Origin of the sequence: Gluconobacter kondonii (assembly GCF_002723995.1) — a bacterium.
GTDB classification, from domain to species: domain Bacteria; phylum Pseudomonadota; class Alphaproteobacteria; order Acetobacterales; family Acetobacteraceae; genus Gluconobacter; species Gluconobacter kondonii.
Map to the genome: position 1 here is coordinate 350,067 of NZ_BEWP01000001.1, position 14,333 is coordinate 364,399.

Genomic DNA, 14,333 nt, shown 5'->3' on the forward strand with positions numbered 1-14,333 from the left:
GCGCATTGATCGGCATATGGCCGATCCTGCTGCACACGTGCTCCGCCTGCACGATACCCATCTTCGCGAAAAGCGACCCTTCACGCCCCTAGATCCTGAGAATGTGCGCGTCTATTTCTGCGGACCGACCGTCTATGACCGCGCGCATCTGGGCAACCTGCGCGCCATGATGTGCGCGGATATCCTCATTCGCCTGCTGCGGACGCTGTATCCGCGCATCACTTACGTCCGCAACGTCACCGACGTGGACGATAAGATCAACGCGCGCGCAAAAGAGAACGGCGAGGACATTTCCGCCCTGACCGAACGCACGACGCAGGCCTTTCATGAAGATCTCGCGTCACTCTTCATTCTGCCGCCCGATATCGAGCCCCGCGCGACCCATCATATCGACGATATGCTGGAGATGATCGCGCAGTTGATCGAGACCGGACATGCCTATGAAGCCGAAGGGCATGTGCTGTTCGCAGTCCGCAGCTTCCCGTCCTATGGTGCGCTGTCAGGCCGCTCGCTCGATGACATGATCGCGGGCGCCCGTGTTGAAGTCGCACCCTATAAGCGTGATCCGGGCGATTTCGTGCTGTGGAAGCCGTCCGAGCCGGACCTGCCGGGCTGGGACAGCCCCTATGGGCGTGGACGACCGGGCTGGCATATCGAATGCTCGGCCATGTCGCACCGTTATCTGGGTGAGAGCTTCGACATTCATGGCGGCGGCGACGACCTGCTGTTTCCGCATCATGAAAACGAACGCGCGCAGTCCATGTGCTGCCATCCGCATGGCAAGTTCGCCACGCACTGGGTCCATAACGGGATGCTGCTGTCGAACGGCGAGAAAATGTCGAAATCGCTCGGCAATTTCTTCACGATCCGCGAAGTGCTGGACCGCTCGCCCGCCGAACCGCTGCGCCTGCTGTATCTGGGGGCGCAGTATCGCTCCACGCTGGATTTCAGCTGGGACAAGCTGGAGGAAGCCCGTCGGGTTCTGGACCGGCTGTACCGGGCACTTGAACGCGGCGATGCACAACTAGGTGCCGCTGTTCCGACAGCGGTCATGGACGCGCTGTGCGACGATCTGAACACGCCGCTGGCCATCGCCGCCCTTCACCCGCTGGCGGATGCCGCCATGCAGGGTGATCAGGACGCGGCCTCCAGCCTGCTGGCTGCTGGAAAGATGCTGGGTCTGTTCAATGTGATGCCCGCCGAGTGGTTCCAATCTGGCGTGGATGCGGGTGCCATCGAAGCCTTGATTGAAGAGCGTCTTGCGGCCCGCAAATCCCGCGATTTCGCCCGAGCTGATGCCATCCGCGCGCAGCTTGCCGCCGATGGCATCACCCTTGAAGACGGCCCCGGTGGCACAACATGGCGGAAGGCGTAACCATGACCGGACGTGACGGCGGGGCGGATATCGGCCCCCTTGGAGATTTTGATCCGGTTGTGATCCTTGTGCGCCCGCAATTGGCCGAAAATATCGGCACGACGGCGCGCGCCATGGCGAATGGCGGCCTGTTCCATCTGCGGATCGTGGCCCCGCGCGACGGCTGGCCGCAGGAACGCGCCTGGTATGCGTCTTCGGGTGCAGACCGGATTCTGGACGCGGCTCAGGTGTTCGAGACGGTGGACGATGCGGTGGCGGACCTGCACCGCATTTTCGCGACCTGCCCGCGCCCGCGGCATGTGGTCAAGCCGGTCATGACGGCTCGCGGAGCCGCTGCCGAACTGCGCGTCGCCTCCACCCGCGGCCTGCGCACCGGCATCCTGTTCGGCCCGGAACGCGCAGGGCTGGACAATGAAGATATGGCCCGCGCCGATACGCTGGTCCGTTATCCGCTCAACCCGAAATTCATGTCCCTCAACCTCGCACAGGCCGTGCTGATCATGGCCTATGAGTGGTTCCTGACCGAGGACATGACGCCACCGCGCGAACTCATGACCAATGAGACACATGTGGCGACGAAGGGGGAGATGGAGAATTTTATGTCCCATCTTATCCGCGATCTGGACGAGACGAATTTCCTTCGAAACGAGCAGAAACGCCCCGGCATGGTGCGGAATCTGCGTCATTTCTTCACCAGAGGCGAAGTCACGGAACAGGAGCTTCGCACCCTTCACGGCGTTGTCAGCGAACTGAGCAGCGCCCGCAGGAACAGGAGCTGACCCCATGATCCACTGGCGCCACCGGAAACGGATGCAAGCCCGACCTGATCCAGGGGCGCCAGAATCACAGCACGGACATCCCACCGTCGTCGAGACGGTCAACAGGATCCGGGCGCATGTTCTCGAAGAGAACGGCCGCAGCGACATCATCCGCACAGGTCTAGATTCCGGCGCTCTTGGAGACCTCTATCATACCCTGATGACCATGAGCTGGTTCATGTTCTTCTGGGCTTCGATCGGACTGTATCTGGTCATCAATATCGGCTTTGCGCTGATGTATTACGTCATCCCGCACAGCGTCAGCGGCGTTCCGGACGGCGATTTTCTCGACGATATTTTCTTTAGCGTTCAAACGATTTCGACCGTCGGTTACGGCACTATGTCGCCTGTCGGACGTCTGACGAACACCATCGTCTCGTTCGAAGTTCTGGCGGGCATGATGCTGAACGCACTCGCCACCGGGCTGGTCTTCGCCCGCTTTTCACGCCCCCGCGCCCGCGTATTGTTCAGTCATGTCGCGGTCGTCTCCTATGACGACGTGATCCCCACGCTCACGATCCGCATCGCCAACCAGCGCCGGACCCTGATCCTGTCCGCCAATATCGAGATGACACTCACCCGCCTGATGCCGGACGAGCGCGGGCGTCTGGTCCGGCGTTTCGACCGCCTGACACTGGTGCAGTCCCACATGCCGATCTTTCGCATCAGCCTGAACGCAACGCATCTGATCGACGGCCAGAGCCCGCTTTATGGCCTCTCAGCCGAGACGCTGATCGATCAGAACGCGGAAATTATCATTACGATGGACGGCACGGACGAAATTTCGTCCCAGACCGTTTTCGCCCGTCATGCCTACGAAATCGGACATGTGAAACACGGCTACCGTTTTTCGGATATGATCGCCAATCGTCCGGACGGGCGCGTGGAGGTCGATTTCCATCGCTTCCATACGACCGAACCGGGCGATACGCCGCAAACGCCTGATCCTACCCCCTGACAGGAGACATCCCATGACGGATATCGTGACGGACGACAGACATGATTTCGGAACCGGGCTGCTGAAGGCCTCGGTCAGAAGCCATGGCGCCGAACTGGTTGCCTTACACAACGGGACGGACGATCTGCTCTGGAACGCAGGACCGGCATGGCCGAGACAGTCGCCGGTCCTGTTTCCGATTATTGGCCGACTCCCAGAATACGAGATCACGCTCGATGGCACGCCCGTCCGGCTGAAACAGCACGGCTTAGCGCGGGACCGGGTCTTCCGCTGGATCGCACGGACACCCGAAGGCTGCACGCTGGAACTGGTGGACGATGCCGAAAGCCGCGCGCTCTTCCCATCCGCATTCAGGCTGCGACTGGTCTATCTGATCGAGAACAACACCCTGCGCGTCTCGTATCATCTGCATAATCCGGACAGCACCAGCACGCTCCATGCCTCACTCGGCGCGCATCCGGCGTTCCGCTGGCCGCTGAAAGAGGGCGTAACAAAAGACAGCTACAGGCTGGTTTTTGAATATGACGAGCCCCTGCCCGTCCGACGCATTGACGCTGACGGACTGCTTTTGCCGGAAAAACAACATACGCCGGTCCGGGACAACGTCCTTGCGCTGACGAATGCGCTTTTTGAAAAAGACGCGCTCATCCTTGAGAAACCTGAAAGCCGGTCCGTCGACATGGTCGGGCCGGACGGAGCGGGCATCCGGTTCGTCTGGGGCGGCTTCAAAGAGCTTGGCCTGTGGACGAAGCCAGGCGCGGACTTTCTGTGCATTGAGCCCTGGTATGGCTATGCGACGCCAGCGGGCTTCAAGGGCGATTTTTCACAGAAACCCGGCCTGTTACATCTGAAGCCGGGCGAAAGCTGGACGGCGTTCTGGTCCGTCAAGGCAATCTGCAAAACAGACCCGTCGCGCTTTTCAACAAGCGCGACGGGGTAACAAGGTCAGGCCTGAATAGCGTCCCGCAGACGGGAAACCGTGCGCTCGCGCCCCATCAGGCCAAGCAGAACATGCAGTTCTGGACCGGCATCCTCACCCGTCAGGGCCAGACGCAGCGGCATGAAAAGGGTGCGCCCCTTGCGGCCCGAAGCTTCTTTGAGCGTGTTGGTCCAGTCCTTCCAGGTGTCCTCGCCCCACGGCTCGGCGGGAAGGGTGTCGAGGGCCTGCTGAAGGAACTCACGGTCTTCAGGCTGTGAGGGCGGGACGATCGTGCCATGCACGACATCCCACCAGTGCGGGATCTCGGCAGACAGATCCACGTTTCCGCGCACGGCGTTCCAGAACGTCTCGTCGGCTTCCGGCGGCAGATGCGCCTTTGCGGCCTCGAACGGCAGGCTGTGCAACGCGCGACGGTTCAGGGCGAGAAGCTGCGTCATGTCGAACCGCGCGGCCGACTTGGAAACATGCGAGATGTCATAGGCCGCGATGGCCTCGTCCATCGTCATGACCTGCGGATCGTCTGACGATCCCACGCGGGCGAGATAGGAGACGATCGACATCGGCTCCAGCCCGTCCTGACGCAGGGATTTCAGCGCAAGCGAGTCGAACCGCTTCGACAGCTTGCCACCATCGGAATCCAGCAACAGCGGCAGATGCGCGAAGGTGAAGCGGTTGGGCTTCGCACCCAGCGCCTCGGCGATATCGATCTGCACGCCGGTGTTCGTCACATGGTCTTCGCCGCGAACAATATGGGTGATGCCCATGTCCAGATCGTCGATCACGGAAGCCAGCGTGTAGAGGATTGTGCCGTCCCCACGCACCAGAACCGGATCGGAAATGGCCGTCAGCTTGACCGAGCACTCGTCCATGACGAGGTCGTTCCACTTGCGGCTGCCATCGCTCAGGCGGAAGCGCCAGTGCGGGGTCTTGCCGTTGGCTTCGGCGCGGGCGCGCTGGTCAGCCGTGAGCTTGAGCATGGCGCGGTCATAGATCGGCGCCTTGCCCGCGCGGATGCGGGCTTCGCGCTTGGCGTTCAGTTCGTATTCCGTCTCGAAGCACGGATAGAGACGACCAGACGCCTTCAGCTTTTCAATGACTTCGGCATAGCGATCCAGCCGTTCGGACTGGCGGACATATTCGTCCCATTTCAGCCCCAGCCAGGACAGATCCTTGCCGATTGCCTCTTCATATTCGGGCTTACCCCGGCTGGTATCGGTATCGTCGATCCGCAGCAGGAATTTTGCGCCGTTATGGCGTGCGAAGAGGAAGTTGGCGACGGCAAGGCGCGCATTGCCAACATGCAGGTAACCGGTCGGGGACGGAGCGAAGCGCAGTTTCATGACGCCTTAATGCCGCATGATGCGCCGCGTTGCCAGAGCGGGTTTTTATGAAGGGCCATGCGAAGGAAGGGGAGAGGCCCCTTCCCTGCATCCGGTGTTCAGTGACGGATCACTTCGTGGCGGTTTTCGTCGTCCTCGTCATCATCATCATCCGGCGGACCGGCAATTTCCTCGTCATCGACGAGGCGACGCGGATCAATGGCGCGCCAGTCACGCTCCATCGGGGTCGCACGGCTAGCCGCGAAGTCTTCGAGTTCCGTGGAGGACTTCCAGCCATCCTCGCCAGCGTCCACGACTTCGGCGTTTTCACCGAAAGCGAACCAGTTCTCGATCACTTCCTTGCTGCTCGCACCCGGAGTGCGGCAGCGCTCGATGCTGTCGCGGACGTAAGCGCGGGCATAGGCGTTGGCGTGCATCAGGTCGATGAAGTCTTTGACCACCTCGACCGTATCATCCTCGCCTTCCGAAGCGCCGGACAGGTCGATGATGCGTACGCTCCACGTTCCCGTCTGCGGGTCGTTTTCCGGGGCGCCTTCGACAGGGTCAATCGTATCGTCGGTCATGAAATGTCCTTGGATGTCTCGTGGCTGTCACGGACCTTCTGGAGCAGGAACTCGCGTCCGAGTTTGACGCGGGGCTGCCCGTCATAGGCCACGATATCAGCCGTTGCATAGGTTTCGGACCAGCGGTCGGGAATGAAAGACCCGCTGCCGATCACGTCGATCGGGGCATGAGCGTCCCGCATCGTCGAACATTTGGCGACGTTGAAGCCGGAAGAGGCAACGATCCTGACATGATGGAACCCTGCATGGTCCAGGGCCTCCCTCATCCGCCAGATCGCCGCCGCCGACACGCCCGTTCCCACCAGATCGCGCAGTTCCTGATCGGAACGATAGCGGCGGATGGTGCCCGGCGTGTGACGCTCAAGCACACCATATGAGGTCTGGGGGTCCAGTCCTTCAAGGAAGCGACCGCCATGCGTGTCCAGACGGACACTCAGATGCCCCTTCGCAGCACGCTCGGGGAAGCGGCGGCAGACGGCGAGCGCGTCCGTGATTTCCTGCCCGAAGTAATCCACCAGCACCGTCAGCGGATCGTTCGGATAGACCTCGTCATACATCTCCGCCGCACGCAGCGTGGAGCCCGCATAGCCGATCAAGGCATGGGGCATGGTGCCCAGACCAGCATCAAGACCGAAGAAACCGGCCGTGGCGTCATTGGCATTGCCGATGAAGCCACGTGCCCCTTCCTTGCGGGCCGCGCGGGAGCCGACGCCCGCCGCATAGGCCATCTGTTCCTGCATCTCGAAGCCCGCGCAGTGGCGGGCGTCCATGGCGAGGAACGGAATGGAGGGGAGCGCCATGGCCATCTGATAGGCGTTATGGGCTGCCACGCAGGTCGAACCGATCCGCTGGAGCACCAGCGTTTCCAGCGGCGCCAGACGACTGAAACTGCCGGTTAGGTACAGCAGTGGCTCGCCCGCCCCGACCCACTCGCCCTCGGCGTACATTTCCCGGCATTGAAGATCGAAGCCCTGCGCTTCCGCCACGTTCTTCAGCCACTGCGAGACCAGACCGCAGGCCGCAATCACCGGACGGCGGATGAACACCGCATAGGTGACGCGGGAATCCCCGAAATGCTCCACGATATGCCGCGTTCGCCCGAAATAGGCGTCCGTCCGCGCTTCGATGGTTGTCTCGTCCAACGGGCCGAGAGTACCAAGCGCGCGCCGGAGCGCGGCTTGTGGAGTGTTCTGGGGATCGGAAACGGTCATTATTTCTTTCCTGCTCGTCCCGTCAATTCCTGAGCAAGAAGGAAGGCCATTTCAAGAGACTGTTCCGCATTAAGGCGCGGATCACAGAATGTTTCATAGCGACCGGCCAGATCGTCTTCGGTGAGACACTGTGCACCACCGATGCATTCCGTGACGTCCTGACCGGTCATTTCAAGATGGATCCCGCCCGGACGACGGCCCGCTGCCTCAAACACGTCGAAGAAGCCGAGCACCTCGCCAAGAATATTGTCGAAAGAGCGCGTCTTGATCTTGCTGGCCGTGGTCGTGGTGTTGCCGTGCATCGGATCGCACAGCCAGGTCACGGTGCGGCCCGTGCGGTTCACGGCATCGAGCAGCGGCGGCAGATGCTCACGCACCTTGTCCTTGCCCATGCGGGAGATCAGCGTAATGCGACCGGCCTCGTCCTGCGGGTTGAGGATTTCGAGCAGCTTTTCGAGATCCGCAACCGTGGTGGTCGGGCCGACCTTGATGCCGATCGGGTTCTGCACGCCGCGCAGGAACTCGACATGCGCGCCGTCGGGCTGACGGGTGCGATCGCCGATCCACAGGAAATGCGCCGAGCAGTCGTAATAGGCACCGCTCGTGCTGTCCACGCGGGTCAGGGCCTGTTCGTACGGCAGGAGCAGGGCTTCGTGAGACGTGTAGAACTCCGTCTCGTCGATCTGCGACGCCGAACCGTCAAAGCCGCAGGCCCGCAGGAAGGACAACGTCTCGTCGATACGGTGGGCCAGATCCTGATAGCGCGCAGCGAGCGGCGAGCGCTCCACGAAGCCCAGATTCCAGCTATGGACCTGATGCAGGTTCGCATAGCCGCCATGCGCGAAAGCCCGGAGCAGGTTCATCACGCCGGCGGACTGGAAATATCCGGTCTCCATGCGGCGCGGATCGGGAATACGGGCTTCGGGTGTGAATTCGGGGCCGTTGATGATGTCACCGCGATAGCACGGCAGCGTCACGCCATTGATCGTCTCGGTATTGGACGAGCGCGGCTTGGCGTACTGTCCGGCCATGCGCCCGATCTTCACGACCGGCACCTTGGCAGCGAATGTCAGGACCACAGCCATCTGGAGCAGGACGCGGAACGTGTCGCGCACGATGTCGGCCGTGAACTCGTCGAAGCTTTCGGCACAGGCGCCGCCCTGAAGGACGAAAGCCTCACCGCGCGAGGCTGCGGCCAGACGGGTCTTGAGGCGACGGGCTTCCCCCGCAAAGACCAGCGGTGGATATCGATGCAGACGAGCTTCGACAGCAGCAAGCGCCGCTTCATCCGCATAGGATGGAGCCTGGACGATGGGGCGGGAACGCCAGCTTGCAGGAGACCATGACATCGTGTTGGTGGACGTCGGGGTCTGGCTCGAGGGGTGCATCAAATGCCCTCCGGAAGGATGTGAATGCAGGAGTTGCGGGGGGCTGGTTATGGCCGAAAAAGCGCGACGTTGATAGCGCGAAACGTCAGATTGTATCGCATGGCACCTGTCTGCGGATGGAATGTTTCGCGAATGCGGGAGACCCCGTGCCATGCAAAGCGAGATGCTCCACCCCAGACCACGACATCCCCATCCAGAAGTTCGATGATGCGCTTGGGCTCATTTCGTGTAAGGCCACCAAACGAAAAGCGCGCCGGGACGCCAAGGGAAACTGACACGATCGGCGCTTCAGGCCTCCCCTCGTCACGGTCCTGATGCAGCCCCATGCCCGCTCCCGGTGCATAGCGATTGATGAGGCAGGACGAGGGATCGAAGCCGTCATATCCCGCTTCCGCTGCTGCCCGGACAGCCAGATGACGAAGTGCGTCCGGCATGGCTGGCCAGAACAGGCCGGTCTGTGGATCAGTTCGGGTGTAGCGATATCCCGATGGATCGGCAGTCCAGCCACAGGCTCCGCAGGAGGTCATGGCGGCGGACATCGGTCCCATGCGCGTGTGAAAATGCCGGAAGGGTGCGATGACGCTCACATCCGTAATGGCCTGATGGAGCGCAGAAGCATCCGGCAACGCAAAGCCGGGCAACCACACCGCGCCTTCCGTCAGAACGGTTCTGGGACGCAGAGACGCGAAAAGATCCTCCATCAACCCCTCTCCGAACGGCGATAAAATTTCCCGAATTTCGGCATGACCCTGCATATGGAAACGTTGCACAGGAAAAGAACTCTTGAACCCGGCTCAAAGCAGGCCGATTATAGAACGATATGCCGCCTTGCCGATGAATGTCAGACCATGACGTTATCAGAACTCTGCAAGGCAGTTTTGTTGTCATGATCGGCCAAGGACTGGATCACATGTTGTCCTCTTCCCGTTTCTTCTGCCACGCCCTGCTGGCGACTGCCCTGGTGGCAGGGGCGGCACAGGCCCAGACCGCGACGTTCGGTCAGCCTTATGCCTCCGGCACGACCCTTCCCGTGCAGCCGAATCAGGGGCAGACGGACGCCAAGCAGCAGGCCACGACAGGCGGCGAGCATTTCCGGGCACGCGGCCATCGCAAACCGCCTCCGGGCTATTCCGATACGCCGTCCAACGATTTCGAGCATGGCCCGGACCCGGATCATGAGGCGGGTGTGGAACGTGATTCCGTAACGGGCGCAAACCTCTCCAAGTTCGGATCGTCCTATCAGGGTAGCAACAACACTCAGTCCGGCCAGCTCGGCGACGCCACTGGCAACGGCTATGTCGCGCCGCGCGGAAACGGCTGGTAAGACACGCAACCAAAACCCCGGCAGCAAGTTCTGATCCCCGTATGACTTCCTTCGAGGATCAGAACCATGCCGTATATCACCGCCACTGATGGAACGAGCCTTCACGTCAAGGATATGGGGGCAGGCAAGCCTGTCGTCCTGATTCATGGCTGGCCCCTCACCGGGGACATGTGGGAAAAACAGACGCTTGCACTGGTGGAGGCGGGTTATCGCGTCATCACCTATGACCGGCGCGGCTTTGGCCAGTCCGGTCACCCGATCGACTGCTACGATTACGATACATTCGCCGACGATCTGGCGGTCATTCTCGAACAGCTCGATCTGTGGGATGCGACGCTGGTCGGCTTCTCCATGGGCGGCGGCGAAGTCGCCCGCTATCTGAGCCGACATGGTCGTTCACGCATTTCCAAAACCGTCCTGCTCTCGTCCGTCGTGCCGTTCCTGCTCAAAACGTCCGATAATCCTAAAGGCGTGGACATTGCCGTGCTCGACGGGATCAAGCAGAAAATCCGTCAGGACCGTTTTGGCTTCCTGAAAGATTTCATTCCAGACTTCTACGGCGTCAGCATGATCCATCACCCCGTCAGTCAGGGCGTGCTGGACTGGTCCTTCCTGCTGGCCAGCATGGCTAGCCCGATGGCCACGCTGGACTGCGTGGATGCTTGGGGCACGACCGATTTCCGTCCGGATCTTCAGGCCTTTACCGTTCCGACGCTGGTGATCCATGGAACAGGTGATTCAACCGTTCCGGCGGAAATTTCTGGCGAGAAGGCCGCGGCGGCCATTCCGGGTTCGACCTGGATTTCCTATGAAGGCGCGCCGCACGGGCTGTTCATGACCCATGCCGAGCGGGTGAACGAGGATCTACTCCGCTTTCTCGCCACACCCTGAGGGCGCTTCAGAACGCGCCTTTGAGAAACGCCCTGCTGACCGGCATTTCAGTCCGCACGATCAGCAGGGACCCGATGGCCAGAACCAGATCATGGCGGATCGACGGGTCCTGTGACTGTCGCTCCAGCGCATAGAGTTCGTCGAGGGTCGGGTCGATGGTCGCGGTTGTGTGCGTCAGAGGCAGCTTACGGCGGGACAGGTTGCGGACCAGCCCGTCCACCGCAGCCACCGCAGTGTCCGGCAGGCTTCCATGCTGCGCGAGCTTACGCAGCATCAGAACGTTTCGCCCGACCGTCAGAACCGAGAGCGTTCCGCGCAGCATGGCCTCTGCCCGGTCGCTGGACAGAGAGCCCGCAAAGCGCACGGCGCGCTCCATGCTCTGCGTGCCTTCGTTGATCCAGACATATTCGTCCATCACGACACCCGGCAGCGCAAGACGCCGCAGACTACGCTTGAGCTGATAACGCAGAACCTCGCCCGCACGAGCGGGCGTAAACGGCAGGATAGCACGGAAGATCACCACACCAGCTCCAAGGCCCAGCAGCAGGGCGATGGTGGTGTTGAACCAGCCGATTTCGTTGATACGTCCCTGATTGTCCATCCCCAGCAGGAATGGAAAAAAGGTCCCATATGACGCCGCCATGACCGCCGTAGAAGGATTGCGAGCGGCCAGGCCGCCGATCATCATGAAGAACCCGACCACGAGGCAGAAGAACGGATAATTTGCCGTAACCGGCATAACGATAAAGACCGGGATGATGCTTCCCAGAGCCGCGAAAACCGCACCGTAGAAAAATGCGGAACTCAGCAGCACGGTGTTTTCGAAGGTTGCAAAACGCGCGCAAACCACGGCGATAAAGGTCAGGAACACGCTGCCCTGCGGCCATGCCGTAACTTCCCAGACATAGGCCCCGAACAGCAGCGCCACGGTCGTGCGGATGCCGTTGCGCATGGACGCGCGCCAGTCCGGATTGCGGGTCAGGCGATGGCGCTCCGACACAGGGGCCCCATCCACGCTGGCCCGATAGGAGCGCAGGGTTTCGCACAGATCGGACAGCATGACTTCCACGCCCGTAAGAATAATGCCTTCGTTGAGGGAATCCTCGTCGTCGCGAGGCAGGACCGTCTGCATGCGCCCGCGACATTCCGCCAGAAGGGCCTCGGCCTGCACCAGAGCACCGATTCCGCGCCGATCCGTCACCAGACGCTCCGGCAAGCCGTCCAGCGCATTGGCCATATTTTCCAGAAACGGCCGCAGGGCTTCGGGCTGGTGCGTCACAGACGTCATACGGGTCCGCAGGCCCAGTCCACGCGACAGAACGCGCGCAACCAGTCCGAGCGTGACATAGGCGTGTTCGACCTCGTTGCCTTCGCTACGGATCTCGATACGGCTGAATTCGATCTGATCGCTGGAGGCCTGAAGAGACCCCAGCAGCGCGGACAGATCATCCGTCGCGCCCGTTTTCTGGCGCAGGACAGCCGTCAGCGCCGGGATGGCGCGGGTCAGAATAGCCTGAAGACGGTTCCGCAGTTCTTCACGTGCACGTCCGGCGACATTGGGAAGCGCCATCATGCCCATCGCCGTCTCGCAGATCACGCCGAGGAAAATATAGGTTCCCCGCGCCATCGCGATGTTGAAGACGTGATCCGGTTCCTTCACCGCGCCCAGCGCGATGATGGTGCAGGTATAGCCCGCAAGCACGAGCGCATATCCGCGGAAATTATGCGTCAGCGTGGCAAGGCCCGCGCACAGCCCGACCCAGATGGCAAGGGCGGGCAGAAACAGCCACGGCGATTGCGGGAAAGCCGCCATGAGCACAATCGCCATCACCATCCCGATGACGGTGCCGACCAGACGCCAGCGCCCTTTGGAAATACTCTCGCCGCGCGAATTTTGGGCGACGATCCAGACGGTCATGGCAGCCCATTGCGGCTCACCGAGTTCCATCCACAGCGCGATCGCCAGCGCCAGAAGCGAGGCGACCGTAGTGCGGAGGGCGAACATGACGGACGTGATGGACGGGGCAAACAGCCAGCCAAACTTCATGCCCGGTCTTGCCCTTCAGAAATTCTGTGACGGCCCGACTGCCGGGCCTCCGTGAGACCAGTACGCGCCGTCATGATGGATCAGCCTGCTTTTCGGGGAACGTGACGTGTGAGGCTTCGCATGGTCACGAATTCCTCCGCGCTGGTGGGGTGCAGGCCGATCGTGCGATCGAAATCCCGCTTCGTCAGCTTTGCCGTAATCGCAATGGCAAGGCCCTGAATGATTTCCGGCGCATCCGGGCCGATCATGTGGGCACCAAGCACGATCTGGCTCTTTGCGTCCACGACGAGCTTCATCAGGGTCTTGCCCTTGCGGCCTGAAAGCGTCTGGCGCATCGGCGTGAAGCTGGATGTGTAGATATCCACGTCATGGCTCTGTACGGCGTCTTCTTCGCTCAGACCCACCGTGGCAAGCGGCTGGGAGAAGAACACAGCCTTGGGCGTCGTGGCGAAAGACCACTCCCGGCCCGGTTCGCCAAACAGCCGCTCGGCGAGGATATGACCTTCGGCAATGGCGGTCGGCGTGAGGTTGTAGGTGTCCGTCACGTCGCCGATGGCATAGATGCCCGGCACATTGGTCGTCGCATCGTCAGGCTGCTTGGCCGGAATACGGCCGTCCCAGGTCGCCACGCCCGCATTGTCGAGCTTCAGCGGGGCCAGATTGGGATGACGGCCGGTCGCCATGAACACGCAGTCGGTCTCAATGACCTCCCCGCCTTCAAGATGCAGACGGAAAATTTCGCCGGCCTTCTCGATCCGCTCCGGCGAGCGGCCGGGATGCGCCTTGATACCGTTCAGCGGCAGCAGTTCGGAGAGATGGGCGCGCAGTTCGTTGTCAAAGCCGCGCAAAGGATTTTGCTGGCGGAAGACCAGATCCACCTTCGAGCCGAGCCCTGCAAAAATCCCGGCAAATTCTAGGCCAATATAGCCGCTGCCGATCACGGCGACGCGCTCGGGGCGGTCCGCCAGATGGAAGGCATCGTCCGAGACAATGGCATGTTCCGCGCCGGGAATGTTCAGGCGCGTGGGCGTAGAGCCCGTAGCGATGACGATATTCTTCGCCCGGACCCTCTGGACGGATGCATCCGGTACGAGTTCAGACGGGCCGATTTCGACCGTATGGGCGTCCACGAAACTGGCATCGCCCGTAAACAGCGTCACGCCCGCCTTTTCCAGCATCGAAACATAGATGCGGTTGAGGCGCTCGATCTCGCGGTCCTTGGCGCTGATCAGTGTGGACCAGTCATGGGCGACCGGCGCGACGTCCCATCCATAGGAGGGGGCATCGGCGATCTCGCGGCCATAATCGGCCGCGTAGACCATCAGTTTCTTGGGCACGCAGCCCAGATTGACGCAGGTTCCACCCCAGTGACGGCGCTCCGCAATCGCGACGCGCGCTCCGTTCTGGGCGGCAATGCGCGCACAGCGCACTCCGCCCGATCCGGCACCAATAACGAACAGATCAAAATCCTGCATCAT

The 14,333-nt window shown here is 61.5% G+C and carries 13 protein-coding genes; 6 read left to right on the forward strand and 7 right to left on the reverse strand.

Features of this window, described 5'->3' with window-relative positions; translation table 11 throughout:
- The first annotated feature begins 16 nt into the window (after window positions 1-16).
- From cysS to GKO01_RS01630, 4 genes are read left to right on the forward strand one after another with little or no spacing between them, the layout of a single operon-like run.
- Window positions 17-1,375 carry a cysteine--tRNA ligase gene (gene cysS, locus GKO01_RS01615; RefSeq protein ID WP_099285568.1) on the forward strand — a complete coding sequence of 453 codons (1,359 nt, stop codon included), beginning with the start codon at window positions 17-19 and terminating at the stop codon, window positions 1,373-1,375.
- A 2-nt stretch (window positions 1,376-1,377) separates the two neighbouring features.
- Window positions 1,378-2,154, forward strand: coding sequence for an RNA methyltransferase (locus GKO01_RS01620; RefSeq protein WP_099285569.1), 777 nt, complete (start codon window positions 1,378-1,380; stop codon window positions 2,152-2,154).
- Between the two features lie 4 nt (window positions 2,155-2,158).
- Window positions 2,159-3,151: an ion channel gene (locus GKO01_RS01625; RefSeq protein WP_099285391.1), complete on the forward strand. Its 993-nt coding sequence runs from the start codon at window positions 2,159-2,161 to the stop codon at window positions 3,149-3,151.
- A 13-nt stretch (window positions 3,152-3,164) separates the two neighbouring features.
- A complete protein-coding gene (locus tag GKO01_RS01630) occupies window positions 3,165-4,091 on the forward strand; it encodes an aldose 1-epimerase family protein (RefSeq protein ID WP_099285392.1) in 927 nt (308 codons plus the stop codon).
- 5 nt (window positions 4,092-4,096) lie between these two features.
- Here GKO01_RS01630 and gltX read toward each other — a convergent pair whose 3' ends face one another.
- The 5 genes from gltX to alkB all read right to left on the reverse strand — a co-directional run bounded on the left by gltX (window position 4,097) and on the right by alkB (window position 9,294).
- Window positions 4,097-5,431, reverse strand: coding sequence for a glutamate--tRNA ligase (gene gltX, locus GKO01_RS01635; RefSeq protein WP_099285393.1), 1,335 nt, complete (start codon window positions 5,429-5,431; stop codon window positions 4,097-4,099).
- A 98-nt stretch (window positions 5,432-5,529) separates the two neighbouring features.
- A complete protein-coding gene (locus GKO01_RS01640) occupies window positions 5,530-5,994 on the reverse strand; it encodes a hypothetical protein (protein ID WP_099285394.1) in 465 nt (154 codons plus the stop codon).
- A complete protein-coding gene (locus GKO01_RS01645) occupies window positions 5,991-7,205 on the reverse strand; it encodes a nicotinate phosphoribosyltransferase (protein ID WP_099285395.1) in 1,215 nt (404 codons plus the stop codon). Before GKO01_RS01645 ends, GKO01_RS01640 begins: the two co-directional genes overlap by 4 nt.
- A complete protein-coding gene (locus tag GKO01_RS01650) occupies window positions 7,205-8,593 on the reverse strand; it encodes a class II 3-deoxy-7-phosphoheptulonate synthase (protein ID WP_099285396.1) in 1,389 nt (462 codons plus the stop codon). Before GKO01_RS01650 ends, GKO01_RS01645 begins: the two co-directional genes overlap by 1 nt.
- 47 nt (window positions 8,594-8,640) lie before the next feature.
- Complete coding sequence (alkB, locus tag GKO01_RS01655; RefSeq protein ID WP_099285570.1) at window positions 8,641-9,294, reverse strand: DNA oxidative demethylase AlkB; 654 nt, start codon at window positions 9,292-9,294, stop codon at window positions 8,641-8,643.
- A gap of 209 nt (window positions 9,295-9,503) precedes the next feature.
- On the opposite strand from alkB, the gene GKO01_RS01660 reads away from it, so the two are divergent.
- Together GKO01_RS01660 and GKO01_RS01665 are read left to right on the forward strand one after the other, a co-directional pair.
- On the forward strand, window positions 9,504-9,917 hold the full coding sequence (locus GKO01_RS01660) for a hypothetical protein (RefSeq protein ID WP_174694200.1): 414 nt from the start codon (window positions 9,504-9,506) through the stop codon (window positions 9,915-9,917).
- Window positions 9,918-9,983: 66 nt separating this feature from the next.
- Window positions 9,984-10,808, forward strand: coding sequence for an alpha/beta fold hydrolase (locus GKO01_RS01665; protein WP_099285398.1), 825 nt, complete (start codon window positions 9,984-9,986; stop codon window positions 10,806-10,808).
- 7 nt (window positions 10,809-10,815) lie between these two features.
- On the opposite strand, the gene GKO01_RS01670 is transcribed toward GKO01_RS01665, so the two are convergent.
- Window positions 10,816-12,855 carry an FUSC family protein gene (locus GKO01_RS01670; RefSeq protein ID WP_099285399.1) on the reverse strand — a complete coding sequence of 680 codons (2,040 nt, stop codon included), beginning with the start codon at window positions 12,853-12,855 and terminating at the stop codon, window positions 10,816-10,818.
- 80 nt (window positions 12,856-12,935) lie between these two features.
- Window positions 12,936-14,333, reverse strand: coding sequence for a glutathione-disulfide reductase (gene gorA, locus GKO01_RS01675; protein ID WP_174694201.1), 1,398 nt, complete (start codon window positions 14,331-14,333; stop codon window positions 12,936-12,938).